This window comes from Streptomyces sp. NPDC051315 (assembly GCF_044455165.1).
Taxonomy (GTDB): domain Bacteria; phylum Actinomycetota; class Actinomycetes; order Streptomycetales; family Streptomycetaceae; genus Streptomyces.
In genome coordinates this window covers 307,886-325,538 of the sequence record NZ_JBITEN010000004.1, presented here as the reverse complement: position 1 = coordinate 325,538, position 17,653 = coordinate 307,886, and the positions used below count along the sequence as shown (strand labels likewise).

General features: G+C 72.4%; 17 protein-coding genes. 6 read left to right on the top strand and 11 right to left on the bottom strand.

The window, feature by feature from the left end; all coding sequences use genetic code 11:
• The first annotated feature begins 120 nt into the window (after positions 1-120).
• Positions 121-1,632 (top strand): M1 family metallopeptidase, encoded by a 1,512-nt coding sequence (locus ACIBBD_RS10635; protein ID WP_399418952.1) that lies wholly within the window; start codon positions 121-123, stop codon positions 1,630-1,632.
• 16 nt (positions 1,633-1,648) lie between these two features.
• On the opposite strand, the gene ACIBBD_RS10630 is transcribed toward ACIBBD_RS10635, so the two are convergent.
• The 3 genes from ACIBBD_RS10630 to ACIBBD_RS10620 all read right to left on the bottom strand — a co-directional run bounded on the left by ACIBBD_RS10630 (position 1,649) and on the right by ACIBBD_RS10620 (position 4,579).
• On the bottom strand, positions 1,649-2,563 hold the full coding sequence (locus ACIBBD_RS10630) for an adenosine kinase (protein WP_399418951.1): 915 nt from the start codon (positions 2,561-2,563) through the stop codon (positions 1,649-1,651).
• A complete protein-coding gene (locus ACIBBD_RS10625) occupies positions 2,560-3,048 on the bottom strand; it encodes a macro domain-containing protein (protein WP_399418950.1) in 489 nt (162 codons plus the stop codon). The genes ACIBBD_RS10630 and ACIBBD_RS10625 overlap by 4 nt, the downstream gene beginning before the upstream one ends.
• 64 nt (positions 3,049-3,112) lie before the next feature.
• The gene (locus ACIBBD_RS10620) at positions 3,113-4,579 is read right to left on the bottom strand and encodes an amino acid permease (protein WP_399418949.1); all 1,467 of its coding nucleotides are present in this window, start codon (positions 4,577-4,579) and stop codon (positions 3,113-3,115) included.
• Between the two features lie 238 nt (positions 4,580-4,817).
• On the opposite strand from ACIBBD_RS10620, the gene ACIBBD_RS10615 reads away from it, so the two are divergent.
• Positions 4,818-5,531: a MerR family transcriptional regulator gene (locus ACIBBD_RS10615; RefSeq protein ID WP_399418948.1), complete on the top strand. Its 714-nt coding sequence runs from the start codon at positions 4,818-4,820 to the stop codon at positions 5,529-5,531.
• Between the two features lie 6 nt (positions 5,532-5,537).
• Here ACIBBD_RS10615 and ACIBBD_RS10610 read toward each other — a convergent pair whose 3' ends face one another.
• The 4 genes from ACIBBD_RS10610 to ACIBBD_RS10595 all read right to left on the bottom strand — a co-directional run bounded on the left by ACIBBD_RS10610 (position 5,538) and on the right by ACIBBD_RS10595 (position 10,672).
• The gene (locus tag ACIBBD_RS10610) at positions 5,538-7,712 is read right to left on the bottom strand and encodes a 3-hydroxyacyl-CoA dehydrogenase NAD-binding domain-containing protein (protein ID WP_399418947.1); all 2,175 of its coding nucleotides are present in this window, start codon (positions 7,710-7,712) and stop codon (positions 5,538-5,540) included.
• A gap of 41 nt (positions 7,713-7,753) precedes the next feature.
• Positions 7,754-8,968, bottom strand: coding sequence for an acetyl-CoA C-acetyltransferase (locus ACIBBD_RS10605; protein ID WP_399418946.1), 1,215 nt, complete (start codon positions 8,966-8,968; stop codon positions 7,754-7,756).
• A gap of 34 nt (positions 8,969-9,002) precedes the next feature.
• The gene (locus ACIBBD_RS10600) at positions 9,003-10,169 is read right to left on the bottom strand and encodes a CaiB/BaiF CoA transferase family protein (protein ID WP_399418945.1); all 1,167 of its coding nucleotides are present in this window, start codon (positions 10,167-10,169) and stop codon (positions 9,003-9,005) included.
• 98 nt (positions 10,170-10,267) lie between these two features.
• A complete protein-coding gene (locus ACIBBD_RS10595) occupies positions 10,268-10,672 on the bottom strand; it encodes an MmcQ/YjbR family DNA-binding protein (RefSeq protein WP_399418944.1) in 405 nt (134 codons plus the stop codon).
• Between the two features lie 91 nt (positions 10,673-10,763).
• Between ACIBBD_RS10595 and ACIBBD_RS10590 the strand changes: the two genes are divergently transcribed.
• Positions 10,764-11,942 (top strand): saccharopine dehydrogenase family protein, encoded by a 1,179-nt coding sequence (locus ACIBBD_RS10590; RefSeq protein ID WP_399418943.1) that lies wholly within the window; start codon positions 10,764-10,766, stop codon positions 11,940-11,942.
• A gap of 39 nt (positions 11,943-11,981) precedes the next feature.
• On the opposite strand, the gene mmpA is transcribed toward ACIBBD_RS10590, so the two are convergent.
• A complete protein-coding gene (gene mmpA / locus ACIBBD_RS10585) occupies positions 11,982-12,128 on the bottom strand; it encodes a morphogenic membrane protein MmpA (protein ID WP_399418942.1) in 147 nt (48 codons plus the stop codon).
• A 382-nt stretch (positions 12,129-12,510) separates the two neighbouring features.
• On the opposite strand from mmpA, the gene ACIBBD_RS10580 reads away from it, so the two are divergent.
• On the top strand, positions 12,511-12,699 hold the full coding sequence (locus ACIBBD_RS10580) for a hypothetical protein (RefSeq protein ID WP_399418941.1): 189 nt from the start codon (positions 12,511-12,513) through the stop codon (positions 12,697-12,699).
• Here ACIBBD_RS10580 and ACIBBD_RS10575 read toward each other — a convergent pair.
• From ACIBBD_RS10575 to ACIBBD_RS10565, 3 genes are all read right to left on the bottom strand, one after another.
• Complete coding sequence (locus ACIBBD_RS10575) at positions 12,675-13,373, bottom strand: endonuclease V (protein ID WP_399418940.1); 699 nt, start codon at positions 13,371-13,373, stop codon at positions 12,675-12,677. The two genes, ACIBBD_RS10580 and ACIBBD_RS10575, sit on opposite strands and share 25 nt — an antisense overlap.
• A gap of 61 nt (positions 13,374-13,434) precedes the next feature.
• A complete protein-coding gene (locus ACIBBD_RS10570) occupies positions 13,435-13,761 on the bottom strand; it encodes a plasmid stabilization protein (protein WP_399418939.1) in 327 nt (108 codons plus the stop codon).
• A 63-nt stretch (positions 13,762-13,824) separates the two neighbouring features.
• Complete coding sequence (locus tag ACIBBD_RS10565) at positions 13,825-14,967, bottom strand: WD40/YVTN/BNR-like repeat-containing protein (RefSeq protein ID WP_399418938.1); 1,143 nt, start codon at positions 14,965-14,967, stop codon at positions 13,825-13,827.
• A gap of 223 nt (positions 14,968-15,190) precedes the next feature.
• Between ACIBBD_RS10565 and ACIBBD_RS10560 the strand changes: the two genes are divergently transcribed.
• Positions 15,191-15,604, top strand: coding sequence for an SsgA family sporulation/cell division regulator (locus ACIBBD_RS10560; protein ID WP_399418937.1), 414 nt, complete (start codon positions 15,191-15,193; stop codon positions 15,602-15,604).
• Between the two features lie 289 nt (positions 15,605-15,893).
• On the top strand, positions 15,894-17,525 hold the full coding sequence (locus ACIBBD_RS10555; RefSeq protein WP_399418936.1) for an ABC-F family ATP-binding cassette domain-containing protein: 1,632 nt from the start codon (positions 15,894-15,896) through the stop codon (positions 17,523-17,525).
• The last annotated feature ends 128 nt before the right edge of the window (positions 17,526-17,653 follow it).

Genomic DNA, 17,653 nt, shown 5'->3' with positions numbered 1-17,653 from the left:
AGGTCAGGTCATGACGGCCGAATGGCGATCGTGTGACAGCGGTGGCTGTGGGCAGGTCGTGGGCACAGGGAGTCAATAGGCTCCGAACGGAACTTCGTGCCCCAACGACTTGGAGCTCTCGTGCACCGCAGATTCATCGCGCCGGGCGCACTCGCCGCCGCGTCCGTCCTGCTGGCGATCCCGGCATCGGCCGCGAGCGTCTCCCCCGGCGCCCCGGGCATCGGCGACCCCTACTACCCGGACTACGGCAACGGCGGATACGACGTCTCCCACTACGACCTGCGGCTGAGGTACCAGCCCGCCACGGACGAGCTGGAGGGCACGGCGACCATCCTGGCGAGGACCACCCAGGACCTGTCGCGGTTCAACCTGGACTTCCTGCTCGACGTGGCCGAGGTGCGGGTCAACGGCACCAGGGCGGCCTTCGCGACCTCGGGCGAGCACGAACTGGAGATCACGCCGAGGACACCCCTGGCCAAGGGCACGGCGGTCACCGTCGTGGTGCGCTACAGCGGGGTCCCGTCGTCGAAGCAGGCGTACGGCTTCACCAGTTGGCACCGCACCCCGGACGGCGGGGTCGCCGCCAACGAGCCCGAAGCGGCCTGGTGGTGGTTCCCGAGCAACGACCATCCGCTCGACAAGGCCACCTACGACGTGTCGGTACAGGTGCCGGACGGCACGCAGGCCATCTCCAACGGCACCCTGCAGTCGACGAGTTCACGCGCGGGCTGGACCCGCTTCAGCTGGCGCTCGAACAAGCCGCAGGCGACCTATCTCGCCACGCTCGCGGTCGGCAGGTTCGACATCACGACCGGCACGAGCGAGAGCGGCATCCCGGTCGTCAACGCCTACAGCAAGGACCTCGGCGACAACGCCGGTGCGGCGCGCGCCAGCATCGAACGCACCGGGGAGATCGCCGACTGGCTGGCCGGCTCCTTCGGGCCGTACCCCTTCGACGCGCTCGGCGGATACGTCCCGAACACCACCACCGGGTACGCGCTGGAGACGCAGACCCGGCCCTTCTACAGCCCCCGGCAGTTCGCGAACGGCTCGAACACCTCCGTGGTCGTGCACGAGCTGGCCCACCAGTGGTACGGCGACCTGGTCTCCGTCGCCGGGTGGAAGGACATCTGGATCAACGAGGGCTTCGCGCGGTACGCGCAGTGGCTGTGGTCCGAACACGAGGGCGAGGGCACGGCGCAGGAGATCGCGGACTACGTGTACGCCTCACATCCGGCCGACGACCCGTTCTGGACGGTGAGGCCCGGGGACCCGGGGCCGGAGAACCAGTTCCACCTCGCGGTGTACGACCGGGGCGCGCTGGCTCTCCAGGCGCTGCGGAACGAGATCGGCGACGAGGCCTTCTTCGCCGTGCTGAAGGGCTGGCCTCGCACGTACGCCCACGGCAACGCCACCGTCGCCGACTTCCGGCGGTACGCGCAGGAGGTGTCCGGGAAGTCGCTGGACGCGCTGTTCGACACCTGGCTCTTCCAGGCGTCGAAGCCGACGGCGGCCGCGGCGGCGGATGCCTCCGTCGCCCGGACCCCGGCCGCCGTGGAGCAGCCGAGGTCGTGGAAGAAGATCGCGGCGACGAACGCGGTGCACGAGCACGAGGACGGGCACGGGCACTGAGTGACCGGCGGGCGGTTCAGGGAGCGAGGCTGCCCTGGGCCGCCCGGGCCAGGAGTTCCGCCCGGCCGATGGCGTCCGTCTCCGTCGAGGGCACCGTGCAGGCGTACGCCCCGGCCACCGCGCCGTACTGGGCGCAGGTGCGGGGCGTCGCGCCGGTGAGGCGGCCGTAGAGGAATCCGGCGGCGAAGGCGTCACCCGCGCCGTTGCTGTCCACCACCGGTGCGGGGGGCGCCACCGCCGGTACGTGGGTCAGCTCGTCGTCGGTCAGCAGGTACGCGCCCTCGGCACCGGCGGTGGCGACGACCACCTCGGCCCGGCCCCGCTCCAGGATGCGGCGCATGGTCCGCTCGGGGTCGGCCAGGGCCGTCGTGGACAGGAAGACGACGTCGGCGGCGAGGGCGAACGCCTCCTGGTAGGCGTTCTCCCCGTCCCAGTTGTGCAGATCGGTCGAGATGCTCACGCCGGCCGCACGCAGCGCGGGCAGGGCCTGGGCGCAGGGCTGGGTGATCGAGACATGGGCGTGCCGGCTCGACTCGGCCAGGGGTACCAGGATGTCCTGCGGGAACCGGTCGTCCGGGTGGGAACGGCTGCTGTCGTACAGGGACAGGCGCCGTCCGTCGGGGCCGACCAGGTTCACCGCGCGCTTGGTGCCGGCGGGCTGCGGGATGGCGGTCAGGGCGAGGCCCTTCTCGTGGTGCAGGGCACGCACCAGCTCGCCCTCGGGGTCGTCGCCCAGGAAGTCGAGGTGGTGGGTGCGCAGGCCGAGGGCGCTCAGCCCGAGGGCCACGAAGTCCCCGGTCTGCCCCGCGCGGGGACGGATGCCGCTGTCGATCATGTAGCTGTCGGCGTACGGGAGCGGCAGCTCCGGCACGTACACGATGGTGTCCACACCCGCCCCGCCGAGTACGAGGACGTCGGTGTCACGGCTCAACTCGAACCCTCCCCATGGTCGTAGACCGTGACCGTGATCCCCCGCTTCACCAGCCGCTCGGTGATCAGCGGCTCGATCCGGGACCACTTGCCTCCGGCCAGGCCGCAGCCTATCCGGGGCATGTGGACGGAGGCGTCGAGTTCCGCCGCCTTGCCGGCGAGGCGGGCCAGCGCGGTGTCGATCGCCTCGTAGCGCACCGGGACGCCCTTGCTGCCCGTGCGGGTGCCGCGTTGGCCGACCATGTTGGCCACCCAGACGTACGGTTCGACCTGGACGCACTGGACGGCGCCCAGCCCGAAGTCGTTCGCCGCGCGGTTGCGGTGCCAGGCGCGGTAGGCCGCCTCCGGCTCCGGCCAGCGGCGCGAGAGCGCCACGACGAAGCCCTTGCCCCATCCCCCGATGTCGTTGCAGACATGGGCGATCACCTTGACGCCCTTCACCGACGGCACGGTGGCGTCACCCCGGACATACGTGATCCCCGACATGACGCCACCCTAGGCGATGCCGCTGACAGCGGCCGTGAGCTGCTGTTCTCCCGTTCGGGCCCGGCTACTGGGTGAGCTGCGAGAGCTCCTCGTCGGCCGTCCTCGCCACCCGGCGTCGGATGGCGAACCAGCCGCCGACGAGGGCCGCCGCGACGACCGGGACGAGCAGGAGGGTCCTGCGGCCGACCTCGGGGTCGTTCCACATCAGGCCGAGCACGGCGACCAGGAAGGCGATCGTGACGATCTCGGTGACGGGGCTGCCGGGGAGGCGGAAGGAGGGGCGGTCGACCAGGCCGGCCCTGGCGCGGCGGACGAAGACCAGGTGGCAGACCATGATGATCACCCAGGTGCTGATGATGCCGAGGGAGGCGACGTTCAGCACGATCTCGAAGGCCTGGTCCGGCATGAGGAAGTTCAGGCCGACGCCGAGGACGCAGACCGCGCAGGTCAGGAGGATGCCGCCGTAGGGGACCTGGCTGCGGTTCATGCGGGCGGTGAACTTCGGCGCCGAACCCGCCATGGCCATGGAGCGCAGGATGCGGCCGGTCGAGTACAGGCCGGAGTTCAGGGACGACATGGCGGCGGTCAGGACGACGAGGTTCATCACGTCGCCGGCGCCGGAGACGCCGATCTTCGACAGGACGGTGACGAAGGGGCTCTCGTCGGCCGAGTAGACCGAGCCGGGCAGCAGCAGGGCGAGCAGGACGACCGAGCCGACGTAGAACAGGCCCACGCGCCACATGATGGAGTTCACCGCGCGCGGGACGACCTTCTCCGGCTCGGCGGTCTCGCCCGCGGCGACACCGACCAGCTCCAGCGCGGCGTACGCGAAGATCACGCCCTGCATGACGAGGACGACCGGCATCAGGCCGTGCGGGAGGAAACCGCCGTTGTCGGTGATGACGTGCAGGCCGGGCGTCTGGCCGCCGACCTCGTGCTGGGTGGCGAGCAGGAAGATGCCGACGCACATGAAGGCGACGAGGGTGGCGACCTTGACGATGGCGAACCAGAACTCCATCTCGCCGAAGATCTTCACCGAGATGAGGTTCACGGCCAGCACCACGGCGAGGGCGATGAGCGCGAGCACCCACTGGGGGATGCTCGTGAACATGCTCCAGTAGTGCGTGTAGAGCGCGATCGCGGTGATGTCGGCGATGCCGGTGGTGGACCAGTTCAGGAAGTACATCCAGCCGGCGACGTAGGCGCCCTTCTCGCCGAGGAACTCGCGCGCGTACGACACGAACGACCCGGAGGACGGCCGGTACAGGACCAGCTCGCCGAGGGCGCGGACGACGAAGAAGGCGAAGACGCCGCAGACGAGGTAGGCGAGGGCGAGCGCGGGGCCCGCGTTGTTCAGGCGTCCTCCGGCGCCCAGGAAGAGGCCGGTGCCGATCGCGCCGCCGATGGCGATCATGTTGACGTGGCGGTGCTTGAGGTCCTTGCTGTAGCCGGCGTCGCCCGCGTCCGCGGGTGTCGCGGTCGCCTGGGGGTGGGCGGCGACCCTGGCCGTGTGCACGGTGTCCTTGCTCACGGGTGGTTCCACTCTCTGGTGCGCCCGGGCGTGGTGCGCCCGGGTGTCCTTACGGTCAAGGCCCGCGGCACCCGGGTCGGGGCACAGACCAAGGCAGCAGCTTCCCAGAGGGGTCCGCGCTCATGCGGTGGTTCACATCACACAGCGTTACTTCTCACACGACCGTCACGGGGTCAGCCGGCTTCCCCGCCGTCCCCTCCGGTGTCACAGCACCGGTGCGACAGCGATACTGCTGCACATGACGATCGAGACCGAGGAGCCGGCCCTCACGGTCGACGAACTGGCCGCCCGCGCGGGGGTCACGGTGCGCACGGTGCGGTTCTACAGCACCAGGGGTCTGCTGCCGCCGCCGGTGATCGGTCCGCGCCGGGTGGGGCACTACGGCCCGGAGCACCTCGCGCGTCTCGCGCTGATCGAGGAACTCCAGCGGCAGGGCATGACGCTGGCGGCGATCGAGCGCTACCTGAACCAGTTGCCGCCCGGTCTCGACGCGCAGGACCTCGCCATCCATCGCGCGGTGGTGGCCTCGTGGGCGCCGGAGACGGTGGAGACCGTCCCACGACAGGAGCTGGACCGGCTGGCGGGGCGGCACCTGACCGACGAGGACGTGCGGCGGCTGGCCGCCATGGACGTCGTCGCCGACGACAACGGCTCCTTCCGCGTCGACGCGGGGCTGCTCCGGCTCGGCGTCGCCCTGCTCGACGTACCGCTGTCGCAGGAGGTGGTCCTCGCGGCGCGCGAGGTGCTGCTGGAGCACTCGCGCGCGGCGGCGCAGGAACTGTCCCGGCTGCTGCGGGACGCGGTGGCCGAGCGCGGCGCGGAGGACGTGAGGTCGCTGTCCACGCACATGCAGCCGCTGGTCGTTGAGGCGCTGCTGACGACCTTCCAGCGCTCGCTCGGCAAGGAGCTGCGCGGATGGCTCGGGGAGCCGCGGACAGGCGGCTCCCCCTGACGGTGTTCAGCGGCCGTCGGTGAAGGTCTCCCCCCTCTCCGCCTTCTCCACCAGCAGCGCGGGCGGGGTGAAGCGGTCGCCGTAACGCTCGGCGAGTTCACGCGCGCGTGCCACGAATCCGGCGGGGCCGCCCTCGTAGCCGTTGATGTACTGCAGGACGCCGCCGGTCCAGCCGGGGAAGCCGATGCCGAAGAGGGAGCCGATATTGGCGTCGGCGACGGACGTCAGCACTCCCTCCTCGAGCAGCCGGACGGTGTCGAGGGCCTCGGAGAAGAGCATGCGCTCCTGCATGTCCCGGAAGGGGATCTCCGCGCCCTCGCGGGTGAAGTGCTCACGCAGGCCCGGCCACAGGCCCGCCCGCTTGCCGTCGACGTAGTCGTAGAAGCCGGCGCCTCCGCTGCGGCCGGTGCGGCCGAACTCGTCGACCATGCGGTCGATGACGGCCTCGGCGGGGTGCCCGGGCCAGGTGCCGCCTGCCTCCTCGACGGCCCGCTTCGACTCGTTGCGGATCTTGCGGGGCAGGGTGAGCGTCAGCTCGTCCATCAGGGACAGGACCTTCGCCGGATAGCCGGCCTGGGCCGCCGCCTGCTCGACGGACGCGGGCTCGATGCCCTCGCCGACCATGGCGACGCCCTCGTTGATGAAGTGGCCGATCACCCGGGAGGTGAAGAAGCCGCGTGAGTCGTTGACGACGATCGGCGTCTTCTTGATCTGCCGGACCAGGTCGAAGGCGCGCGCGAGCGCCTCGTCGCCGGTGCGCCCGCCCTTGATGATCTCGACGAGCGGCATCTTGTCGACGGGCGAGAAGAAGTGCAGGCCGATGAAGTCGGCCTGCCGCTCGACGCCCTCGGCCAGGACGGTGATGGGGAGGGTGGAGGTGTTGGAGCACAGCAGGGCGTCCGGCGCGACGACGTGCTGGATCTCCTGGAAGACCTTGTGCTTGAGGGAGGTGTCCTCGAACACCGCCTCGATGACGGCGTCGCAGCCGGCCAGGTCCTGGGGGTCGGCGGTGGGCGTGATGCGGGCGAGCAGCGCGTCGGCCTTCTCCTGGGTGGTGCGGCCCCGGGAGACGGCCTTGGCGCACAGCTTCTCGGAGTAGCCCTTGCCCTTGACGGCCGCCTCCAGGGAGACGTCCTTCAGGACGACGTCGATGCCCGCGCGGGCGCACGAGTAGGCGATGCCGGCGCCCATCATCCCGGCGCCCAGCACGGCGACCCTACGGACCTGGCGCGGCGCGATGCCCTGCGGTCGGTTGGCGCCGGAGTTGACGGCCTGGAGGTCGAAGAAGAACGCCTGGATCATGTTCTTCGAGGTCTGGCCGGCCGCCAGTTCCACGAAGTAGCGGGCCTCGATGACCTGGGCGGTCTCGAAGTCGACCTGGGCGCCCTCGACGGCGGCGGCGAGGATGTTGCGCGGGGCCGGGTAGGGGGCGCCGCCCGTCTGCTTGCGCAGGGTGGCCGGGAAGGCGGGCAGGTTCGCCGCGAACTTGGGGTGGGCGGGCGTGCCGCCGGGGATGCGGTAGCCGGGCCTGTCCCAGGGCTGCTGGGACTCGGGGTGGGCGTCGATGAACGCGCGGGCCTTGGCCAGCATCTCCTCCTGGGTGACGGCGACCTCGTGGATCAGGCCGTTCTCCAGGGCCCGCCGGGGGCTGTACTGGGTGCCCTGGAGGAGGACCTTGAGGAGGGCGTCGGCGATGCCCAGCAGGCGTACGGTGCGCACGACACCACCGCCGCCGGGGAGCAGACCGAGGGTGACCTCGGGGCAGCCGATCTTCGAGCCGGGCGCGTCGAGGGCGATCCGGTGGTGGCAGGCGAGGGCGAGCTCGTATCCGCCGCCCAGGGCGGCGCCGTTGATCGCGGCGACGACCGGCTTGCCGAGGGTCTCGATGCGGCGGAGGTTGCGCTTGATCTCCAGGCCGCCGTCGAACAGCTCCTGGGCGGTGTCGGGGGTGACGCGGATGAGGTCGCGCAGGTCGCCGCCGGCGAAGAAGGTCTTCTTGGCGGAGGTGATGATGACGCCCCGGACGGTGTCCTTCTCGGCCTCCAGGCGGTCGGTGACCACGGCGAGGGAGTCGCGGAACGCCTGGTTCATGGTGTTCGCGGACTGGTCGGGGTCGTCGAGGACGAGGGTGACGAGGCCGGTGCGGTCCTGTTCCCAGCGGATGGTGGTGCTCTGTGTCATGACAGGGTCTCCGTAGAAGTCTCTTGGTTCCGCCGGGGTGGTCAGACGCGTTCGACGATCGTGGCGATGCCCATGCCGCCGCCCACGCAGAGGGTGGCGAGGCCGTAGCGCTTGTCCTGGCGCTCCAGTTCGTCGACGAGCGAGCCGAGGATCATCGCGCCGGTGGCGCCGAGGGGGTGGCCGAGGGCGATGGCGCCGCCGTTGACGTTGACCTTGTCCAGGGACAGGCCCATGTCCTTCACGAAGCGCAGGACGACCGCCGCGAAGGCCTCGTTGATCTCGACGAGGTCGATGTCGTCGATGGTCAGGCCGGCCTTGGCGAGTGCCTTGCGGGTGGCGGGGGCGGGGCCGGTGAGCATGATGGTGGGCTCGGAGCCGGAGACGGCGGCGGAGACGATCCGCGCGCGCGGGGTGAGGCCGTGGCGCTCGCCGACCTCCTTCGAGCCGATCGCGACCAGCGAGGCGCCGTCGACGATGCCGGAGGAGTTGCCCGCGTGGTGGACGTGGTCGATCCTCTCCACCCAGTGGTACTTCTGCAGGGCCACGGCGTCGAAGCCGCCCAGGTCGCCGATGTCGGCGAAGGAGGGGTTGAGCGCGGCGAGGGAGTCGGCGGTCGTCCCCGGGCGCATGTGCTCGTCGTGGTCGAGGACGACGAGGCCGTTGCGGTCCTTCACCGGCACCACGGAGCGGTCGAAGCGGCCCTCCTTCCAGGCCGTGGCCGCCCGCTCCTGCGACAGGGCCGCGTACTCGTCGACGTCGCGCCGGGAGAAGCCCTCGATGGTGGCGATGAGGTCGGCGCCGATGCCCTGCGGCACGAAGTTGACGGCGAGGTTGGTCATCGGGTCGTTGAACCAGGCGCCGCCGTCGGAGGCCATCGGCACCCGGGACATCGACTCGACACCGCCCGCGAGGACCAGGTCCTCCCAGCCCGAGCGGACCTTCATGGCGGCCAGGTTGACGGCTTCGAGGCCCGACGCACAGAAGCGGTTCTCCTGCACGCCGGCCACCGTGTCCGGCAGGCCGGCCGCGATCGCGGCGATCCGCGCGATGTCGGAGCCCTGGTCGCCCACGGGGCCGACGACGCCGAGGACGATGTCGTCGATCGCGGCCGGGTCGAGGGCCGGGAAGCGGTCGCGCAGCTCGTGGATGAGGCCGACGACGAGGTCGATGGGCTTCGTCCCGTGCAGGGCGCCGTTCGCCTTGCCGCGCCCGCGCGGGGTGCGGATCGCGTCGTACACGTACGCTTCGGTGCTCACTGGTAGGCCTTTCGGGGAGGGTGGGCGGAGCGGGTCAGTCGCCCTGCGGGAGGTCGTCGACGAGACGGGGCGTGTCCCAGTCGCGCGCCACGGCGGCCGTGTCGGCGCCGGGCAGCGCGGGACCGCTGCGGACGGCGGTGGGAGTCGCGGAGAACCGGGGGGCGGGGGCGGGCTGGGTGATGCCGCCGTGGTCGGTGAAGGTGGAGCGGGCGGCGAGGTGCGGGTGGTGCGGGGCCTCGCGCAGCGACAGCACGGGCGCCACGCACGCGTCGGAGCCCTCGAAGACGGCCGTCCACTCGTCGCGGGTGCGGGACGCGAAGCGGGCGGCGACCGCCTCGCGCAGGTCGCCCCAGCGGGTCCAGTCCCCGCGGGCCTCGGCGACGTCCCGGAGTCCGAGGAGGCGCACGAACTCGTCGTAGAACTGCGGCTCCAGGGCGCCGACGGCCATGTACCCGCCGTCGGCGGTCTCGTAGGTGCCGTAGTACGGGCAGCCGCCGTCGAGGAGGTTGGCGCCGCGCCGGTCCTGCCAGCCGCCGGCGGCGAGCATGCCGTGGATCATCGCGGAGAGGTGGGCGGTGCCGTCGACGATGGCCGCGTCGACGACCTGGCCGGTGCCCGTCACGCGCGCGTGGTGGAGCGCGGCGAGGAGGCCGACGACGAGGTAGAGGGAGCCGCCGGCGTAGTCGCCGAGGAGGTTGGCGGGGACGGCCGGGGGTGTGTCCGGGGCGCCGATCATGCCGAGGGTGCCGGTGACGGCGATGTAGGCGACGTCGTGGCCGGCCCGGTGGGCGAGCGGGCCGTCCTGGCCCCAGCCGGTCATCCGGCCGTACACCAGCCGGGGGTTGCGGGCGTGGCAGGCGTCGGGGCCGACGCCGAGACGCTCGGCGACGCCCGGGCGGTTGCCCTCGATCAGCACGTCGGCGCGGGCGGCGAGGTCGAGCACGCGCGCGGGGCCGTCCGGTGCCTTCAGGTCGACGATCACCGATCGTTTGTTGCGGTTGGTGACGTCGTGGGCCGGGTCGATCGCGAGGGAGGGGCCGCCGGGGCGGTCCACCCGGACGACGTCGGCGCCGAGGTCGGCGAGGAGCATGGCCGCGAAGGGGCCGGGCCCGATGCCGGCCAGTTCGACCACGCGCACACCGGCGAGCGGGCCGGGCCCAGCCGTGCCGGCCGGTCCTTCGGCCGTCCCTGCCGTTGTCATCCAGCCCCCTCGCTGTGACACAACCGATGTAACACCAGTGATGCTAAGAACGTGTTCCAGTGGAGACAAGAGGTGGGGCGAGCAAGCGCTTAGCCAGTTTACGGCCGGGCGCCCGCCGTGCCTCTGCGGCCGTCCAGCTCCGTGACGAGCCGTCTGGGCGCGATCGTGCGGTAGCTCTCCTCCACCCAGTCGCACAGCAGCTCGGCCGCGGGGGCGCCCCGGCCCTCCAGCGGGACGCTCACCCACCCGGACCCGCCGAGGCCGTACCCGGCGGGCTCGGCGCCCGGGGAGGCGAGGGCGTGGGCATGGGCCGTCTCGTCCCTGAGCTTGACCGTGAGGCCGAGCGGGTGGCTGCCGCCGTCGGCCCCGAGGAAGACGAACACCTTCCGGTTGACCTTGGCGACGGTCTCGCCCCAGGGGAACTCCTCGGTCGCGCCCGGCAGACCGAGGGCGAACTCGCGCACTGTCGCCCACTTGTTCAGGGCGTTCCTGGGTACGGCCACCTGCTGCCTCCGGGCTCGTCGTCGGGCTCCGCACTCCTCACGCTAGCCTCAGCCACCGACAGCGGCGCGGGCTGCACGACCAAGGGGTGTCATGAGCAGGCTGAAAAGGACGGACCGTCCGTACGACATCGTGCTCTTCGGGGCCACCGGCTTCGTCGGGACGCTCACCGCGGAGTACCTCGCGGCCCACGCGCCCGAGGACCTCCGCTGGGCGATCGCCGGCCGGGACGAGACCAGGCTGCGGCGGCTGCGCGACCGGCTGCCCGGCGGCGCGCGGCCCGGGGTGCTGCGCGCGGACGTGTCGGACCCGGCCTCCCTGCGCGCCCTCGCCGGGCACGCGCGCGTGGTGGCGACGACGGTCGGCCCCTACGTGACGTACGGCGAGGAACTCGTGGCCGCCTGCGCGGACGCCGGTTCCGACTACCTCGACCTCACGGGCGAGCCGGAGTTCGTGGACCTGATGTACGTCCGGCACGACGCACGCGCGCGCGAGACGGGCGCGCGCCTGGTGCACGCGTGCGGGTTCGACTCGGTCCCGCACGACCTGGGCGTGTACTTCACCGTCCGGCAGCTGCCGGAGGGTGTGCCGCTGACCGTGGACGGCTTCGTGACCGCCGACGCCACCTTCTCGGGCGGCACGTTCGCCTCCGCGCTGGGCCAGTTCGCCCGCGGCCGCCAGATGGTGGCCGCGGCGCGGGAGCGGCACCGGCACGAGCCGCGGCTGATGGGCCGCCGGGCCACGGCACCGCCCGGGACGCCCCGGTTCGCCCCCGAGGTCGGCGCCTGGGCGCTGCCCTTGCCGACCATCGACCCGCAGATCGTGCGCCGGTCCGCGAAGGCGCTGGAGCGCTACGGTCCCGACTTCCGCTACCGCCACTACGCGGCCGTACGGCGGCTGCCGGTCGCGGTGGGCGGCACCGCGGCCGTCGGGGCGCTCTTCGCCGCCGCCCAACTGCCGCCCGCCCGGCGCTGGCTGTCGGACCGGCTGAAGCCCGGGGAGGGGCCGAGCGCCGAGAAGCGGGCGCGCAGCTGGTTCTCCGTCCGGTTCGTGGGCGAGGGCGGCGGCCGACGGGTGTACACCGAGGTGTCGGGCGGCGACCCCGGCTACGACGAGACGGCGAAGATGTTCGCCGAGGCGGCGCTCGCCCTGGCCTTCGACGACCTCCCGGAGACGGCCGGCCAGGTCACGACGGCGGTCGCGATGGGCGACGCGCTCACCGAGCGGCTGCGCGCGGCCGGCATCCGCTTCCGGGTGGCCGCGAGCCGCTGACGGCCCTGTGCCGCGTCACCGCCCTCCCCGGACGCCCCCCTAGACCGGCCACTCCACCAGCGTGTAGATCATCCCGACGATCCAGGCCAGTCCCGCCAGGACGGCGAGGATCAGCGCGGCGTTCACGGCGCGCTCGACGGGGCGGTCGGGGTCGGCGAGGGGCTTCGGGGAGCGGTGCGTCGTCATGCCGTCAGCCTGCCGGGCGGCGGCCGGGCCCCACATCCGTACGGGTACTCAGACGACGTACTTAGAGCTCCGAACAAAAGGGGCGCCCGGCTCGCGACGCCCGGCACGCACGCTCGCCGCGTTGCCGGAAGGCCCTGGTAGCTCCGCTTCGAGGACCTTCCGGCGCCTGGCGATCGCACGCACCGGACGCCGCGAGCTGATCGGACTCCCCTTTTGTTCGGAGCTCTTAAGGCCCGTGGGCCCGGGGCCGGCCCCGCCCTGCCCACCCGTTTGAGACTTGCCGCCCCTCTCCCCCGGTCCTGGCCGGGCCCATCGGCCTCGAAGTGCCAACAAGCACTTCAATGAAACGATGGAAGGGCACGAGCGGAGGGAGGTGAGCAGCTTGAAGTTCGTTCTCGAAGTCACCGTGGACGAAGGCGCGTCGGCGCGGGACACGGTGGGTGAGCTGGGGCGCATCCTGCGGTACTGGGGCGGGAACCTCCGCCACTACGCCCTGGAACCCGGCGACGGGTCGGCGGTCTACGACTCGGAGTACCGCGAGGTCGGTCAGTGGCGGATCGTCGCGTCCTGAAGTGCCCGACGGCACAGTGCGTCGGCCCTGCGCGTCGTCTCCGGCAGGCGGAACCGGGGGGTGAGGGCGAGGGTGTGGGCGCAGGCGGTGTCCAGGGTCACGCGGTGGCCGACGGACACGAAGACCGGCTTCACGCCCTCCCGGGTGCGCAGGGCACGGCCCACCTCCTCGCTGCCCGCCAGCAGCGGCGCGGACGAGCCCCGCGGGGCGTCCGGGTCGTCGTAGGTGAAGGTGAAGGGGTTCTTCGCGACGCCGATGGTGGGCAGGCCGGTGAGGACCCCGAGGTGGCTGGCGAGGCCGAAGCGGCGGGGATGCGCGAGGCCGTAGCCGTCGCAGACGACCAGTCCGGGCGGGCATGGCAGGGCGTCGAGCGCGGCCAGGACGGTGGGGATCTCCCGGAAGGCGAGCAGGCCGGGCACGTACGGGAAGGAGACCCGCCCGACGGCCGTGGCCTCGGCGACGACGTCGAGGCTCGCCGCGTCCAGCACGACGGCCGCCGCAGCGACGACGTCGAGCTCGTCGTCGTAGGCGACGTCGACCCCCGTCACCCGGCCCGTGCCGGTCGGGGGCCCGGGGTCGTCGAGCACCACCCTCGCCCGCAGTTCGTCCTGGACGGCGCGGGCCTCTTCCTCGGTCGCGGGCCAGCCCGCGGGGATGCGTACGGTCGTCGTCATGGTGAGGACGAGCGTACGGCTCCCCCGGGCCGGCCCGCGATCCCGGTCCGCGGCGGCCGCGTCAGCCCTTGCCCAGCGCCCGCTGCAGCTGGCTCTTGTTCATGTCCGAACGACCGTGGACGTTGCGGCGCTTGGCCTCCTCGTACAGCTGGTCGTACGTGGGCCCCTGCGAGCCCTTGCCGGACCGCTGCCCGCCGCGCTTCCCGGACGACATGTCCTGCGTGGAGGTGCGGCTGGCGGTCTTCGACTCGCCGGACCGGGCGCGTTCCTTGTTCACCGTCCGGGCGGCGATCTCCTTCGCCCGCTCGGAGCTCTCCCCCCGGTCCTGCGCACTCTTCTTGATGTGCTCGTACTGGCGCTCCCGCTTGGGGCTGGAACCGCGTGGCATGTGCGCTCACTCCTTTCGCGTTCGCACGACGGGTACCCCGAAACGGGCGCGACGCGCGCGGGTTCAGCCCTCCAGCCGAGCCACCCGCCCCTGTTCACCGGAGGCCCAGCACCCGAGGTCCGGGGCGCAGTCGACGGTGTCGTACGAGCCGGTGTCGAGCGTGCGCCAGGTGCGGCCGGCGTCGGTGGTCAGGTCGGTGCCGGTGGGGCCGACCGCGAGGGCGGCGGTGCGACTGTGCGGCAGCCAGGTGACGCCGGAGCGGTAGTCGGGCGGGGGTGTGGTGGCGGGCCGCCAGGTCCGGCCCGCGTCGGCGGTCGTGGCCGCGGCCTGCGGGGACGGCTGGTCGGGTCGGTGGTCGCCGCCCACCGCGAGGCCGTGGGCGCGGTCGCGGAAGGCGAGGGCGAAGACCCCGCGCGCGGGATCGCCCGCCGGAATCGGGGCGTCGGTGGCCGTCCAGGTCAGTCCGCGGTCGGCGGAGTGCAGCACGCGCGCGCGTGCGGCACCGCCGGTGGCCAGCCAGACGTCCCGGGAGCCGGCCGAGACGAGGCACTGGCCGCCGGCCGCGAACCCCGCCTCACCGTCCAGGGCGGGCGGCATCCCTGTGGTGGGCAGCACCGTCCAGGTGCGGCCGCCGTCGCTCGTCGACAGGATGCGGAACCTGCCGTCCACCGGGTCGCTCATCGCCAGGCCGTGGCGGCGGTCGAAGAAGGTCAGGCAGTCGAAGAAGGCCCGGGCGTCGGTGTTGCGGAAGGACTCCGTCCAGGTCGCGCCGCCGTCGTCGGTGCGGTACACGCGCGAGGCCTCGCCCTCGCCGATCGCGAGCACCACGGCGCGCCGCGCGTCGAACGCCTCGACGTCCCGGAACTGCAGCGCGGCGGCGCCGGGCGGCGAGACGTTCCGCCAGCTGCGGCCACCGTCGGTGGTGAGCACAACGGTGCCCTGGCTGCCGGCCACCCAGGCGGTGTGCCGGTCGACCGCCGCCAGGCCGCGGAAGCGGACGGAGGGGGTGCCGGTGTCCTTGAGCGCCCACGCCGGGCCGTGCGCCTGCGCCGGGTCGTACGCCCACACGGGGTCGTGCGCCTGCGCGGGTACGGCCGTGAGGACGGCCAGCGCCGCCCCACAGGCCGCTGCGACGGCCGCCACCCGCCCTGCGCGCCTCACCCGTGCCGTGCGGACCGTACGTCGCGAGTTCCCCAAGCGCCTCATGGCGGGCGAAGCTAGCCCACGGCCCGGATGGCGTCCAGAGGGCCCCGAGCGCCTCAAGGGCCCTACGGAGCACGGCAGGAGAGCTGAGTCACTCGCGTGCATGAAAGGCGGTGACCGAGGTCACTCGGATCTGGTGTGCACGGATCGGCCGGTTCCGGCGTCTCTTCCAGTGTCCGGCCCACCCGCCCGGAAGTATGTCCCGCCGTCACGAGGGAGCAAGGCGTTGTCCATCGTCATCGAGCAGCCCGTCGAGGCCCGTCTGGTCGCCGCCGCGCCCCGGATGCAGAGCATCCCCGCCACACTGCACTACGACCGGCGCGACCCGTTCGCCGTCCGCATGACCTTCCCGGCCCCGGCGACCCTCGAAGGCGTGGACGTGTGCTGGACCTTCGCCCGCGAGCTGCTCTCCGCGGGGCTGCACGAGGCCGAGGGACACGGCGACGTCCGCGTCCGCCCCTACGGCTACGACCGTACGGTGCTGGAGTTCCACGCGCCCGAGGGCACCGCGATCGTCCACGTGCACTCGGAGGAGATCCGGCGCTTCCTGCGCGCCACGAGCGAACTGGTGCCGGCCGGCCTGGAACACCTCCAGCTGGACCTCGACCACGACCTGGCGGAGCTGATGCGGGACGCCTGAATAATGCGTTGACAGCCCTCCGCCGCGCTCCTACGGTGTAGAACGCTTCTGTTGCCGTCGATCGGAGAAGGACGTTGCTCGTCTGAGGTTGGAGACACCGCGCCACACCTGTGGGTGTGCGTGCCGCGTGCGACCTCGGCGTTCGAGCCGTCCTTGCGGAGCAGGGCCTTTCACCTGACCGCGCGGCCGTGTCCGTGCCCCCTCGTTCCCCCCGCTCCCGCGGTGGTCGCCGCCCTTCGGTGTCTCGATACGCGTTGCCCCTGACCGCACACGCAACCGCGAGGCCCACTTGAGTATGTCGATCACCTGTTCCTCCCTCTCCTTCGCCTGGCCGGACGGCACCCCCGTCTTCGAGGGGCTCGACGTCGCCTTCGGCCCCGGCCGCACCGGACTGGTCGGTGTCAACGGCTCCGGCAAGTCCACCCTGTTGAAGCTGATCGCCGGGGAACTCGGTCCCTCCGACGGCACCGTGCGGGTGGCCGGCGACGTGGGCCACCTCCCGCAGAACGTCACGCTCGACACCTCCCTCCGGGTCGACGAGGCCCTCGGCATCGCCGCCCAGCGGGCCGCGCTGCACGCGATCGAGGCCGGTGACGTGTCCGGGGAGTACTTCGAGACGGTCGGCGACGACTGGGACGTCGAGGAGCGCGCCCTCGCCACCCTGGGCGAACTCGGACTCGGCCACGTCGACCTGGACCGCACGATCGGCGAGGTGTCGGGCGGCGAGTCGGTCCTGCTGCGCCTGGCCGCGCTGCTGCTGCGCCGCCCGGACGTCCTGCTGCTCGACGAACCGACCAACAACCTCGACCTGTACGCCCGTCGCAGGCTGTACGCGGCCGTGGCCTCCTGGCCGGGCGTGATGGTCGTGGTCAGCCACGACCGGGAACTGCTGGACCTCGTCGACCAGATCGCCGACCTGCGCGGCGGGGAGGTGACCTGGTACGGCGGCAACTACTCGGCGTACGAGGCGGCCCTCACCACCGAGCAGGAGGCCGCCGAGCGCATGGTGCGCGTCGCCGAGGCCGACCTGCGCAAGCAGAAACGCGAACTCGCCGACGCGCAGGTCAAGCTCGCCCGCCGCAAGCGGTACGGCCAGAAGATGTGGGACAGCAAGCGCGAGCCGAAGATCGTCATGGGGGCGCGCAAGCGCGCGGCACAGGAGTCCGCGGGCAAGCACCGGATCATGCACGAGGAGAAGCTCGCCGAGGCCAGGGAGCGGCTCGACGAGGCGGTGGAGGCGGTGCGGGACGACGACGAGATCCGCGTCGACCTGCCGTACACGGCCGTACCGCCGGGCCGGGACGTCCTCACGCTCCTGGACCTGGAACTCGCGTACGGCGCGCGGGTGCGGGGCGGTTTCGATCTGCGCGGGCCCGAGCGGGTGGCGCTGGTCGGCCGCAACGGGGCGGGCAAGACGACGCTGCTGCGCACGATCGCCGGGGAGCTGGCCCCGGTGTCGGGCGAGGCACGCGCGCACGTGCCGCTCCGCTTCCTGCCGCAGCGGCTGGACGTCCTCGACGGCGAGCTGACGGTCGCCGAGAACGTGGCCCGGTTCGCGCCCGCCGCCACCAACAACCGGATCCGTGCCCGGCTGGCCCGCTTCCTGTTCCGCGGCGCCCGCGCCGACCAGAAGGCGGCCACCCTGTCCGGCGGGGAGCGGTTCCGCGCCGCCCTGGCTGCCCTGATGCTCGCCGAGCCGGCGCCCCAGCTGCTGATGCTGGACGAGCCGACGAACAACCTCGACATGGCGAGCGTCCGACAGCTCACCACGGCTCTCGAGTCCTACGAGGGGGCGCTGATCGTCGCCAGCCACGACCTGCCGTTCCTGGAGTCGGTCGGCATCACCCGCTGGCTGCTGCTGGACGGGGAACTGCGCGAGACGTCGGCGGAGGAGGTGCTGGAACCGGTGGACCCCGCGTAGGGGCCCACGGGTCTCAGGAGGGACACAGCCGCCGGGCGGGGTTTTGTCCTCGTGGACCGGGCCTGCATGATGGCTGACCGGCGCCGCGTCAAGGGCGCCGGTCAGCCACCGCCGATCTCGGAGACCTG

What these genes read in the sequence shown, in the direction of transcription:
- ACIBBD_RS10625 (WP_399418950.1), bottom strand. Translation starts at nt 3,048, where the DNA reads ATGTCGGGGATCACGTATGTCCGGGGTGACGCCACCGTGCCGTCGGTG.
- ACIBBD_RS10565 (WP_399418938.1), bottom strand. Translation starts at nt 14,967, where the DNA reads ATGAGGCGCTTGGGGAACTCGCGACGTACGGTCCGCACGGCACGGGTG.
- ACIBBD_RS10610 (WP_399418947.1), bottom strand. Translation starts at nt 7,712, where the DNA reads ATGACACAGAGCACCACCATCCGCTGGGAACAGGACCGCACCGGCCTC.
- ACIBBD_RS10575 (WP_399418940.1), bottom strand. Translation starts at nt 13,373, where the DNA reads ATGACGACGACCGTACGCATCCCCGCGGGCTGGCCCGCGACCGAGGAA.
- ACIBBD_RS10570 (WP_399418939.1), bottom strand. Translation starts at nt 13,761, where the DNA reads ATGCCACGCGGTTCCAGCCCCAAGCGGGAGCGCCAGTACGAGCACATC.
- mmpA (WP_399418942.1), bottom strand. Translation starts at nt 12,128, where the DNA reads ATGACGACGCACCGCTCCCCGAAGCCCCTCGCCGACCCCGACCGCCCC.
- ACIBBD_RS10590 (WP_399418943.1), top strand. Translation starts at nt 10,764, where the DNA reads ATGAGCAGGCTGAAAAGGACGGACCGTCCGTACGACATCGTGCTCTTC.
- ACIBBD_RS10600 (WP_399418945.1), bottom strand. Translation starts at nt 10,169, where the DNA reads ATGACAACGGCAGGGACGGCCGAAGGACCGGCCGGCACGGCTGGGCCC.
- ACIBBD_RS10615 (WP_399418948.1), top strand. Translation starts at nt 4,818, where the DNA reads ATGACGATCGAGACCGAGGAGCCGGCCCTCACGGTCGACGAACTGGCC.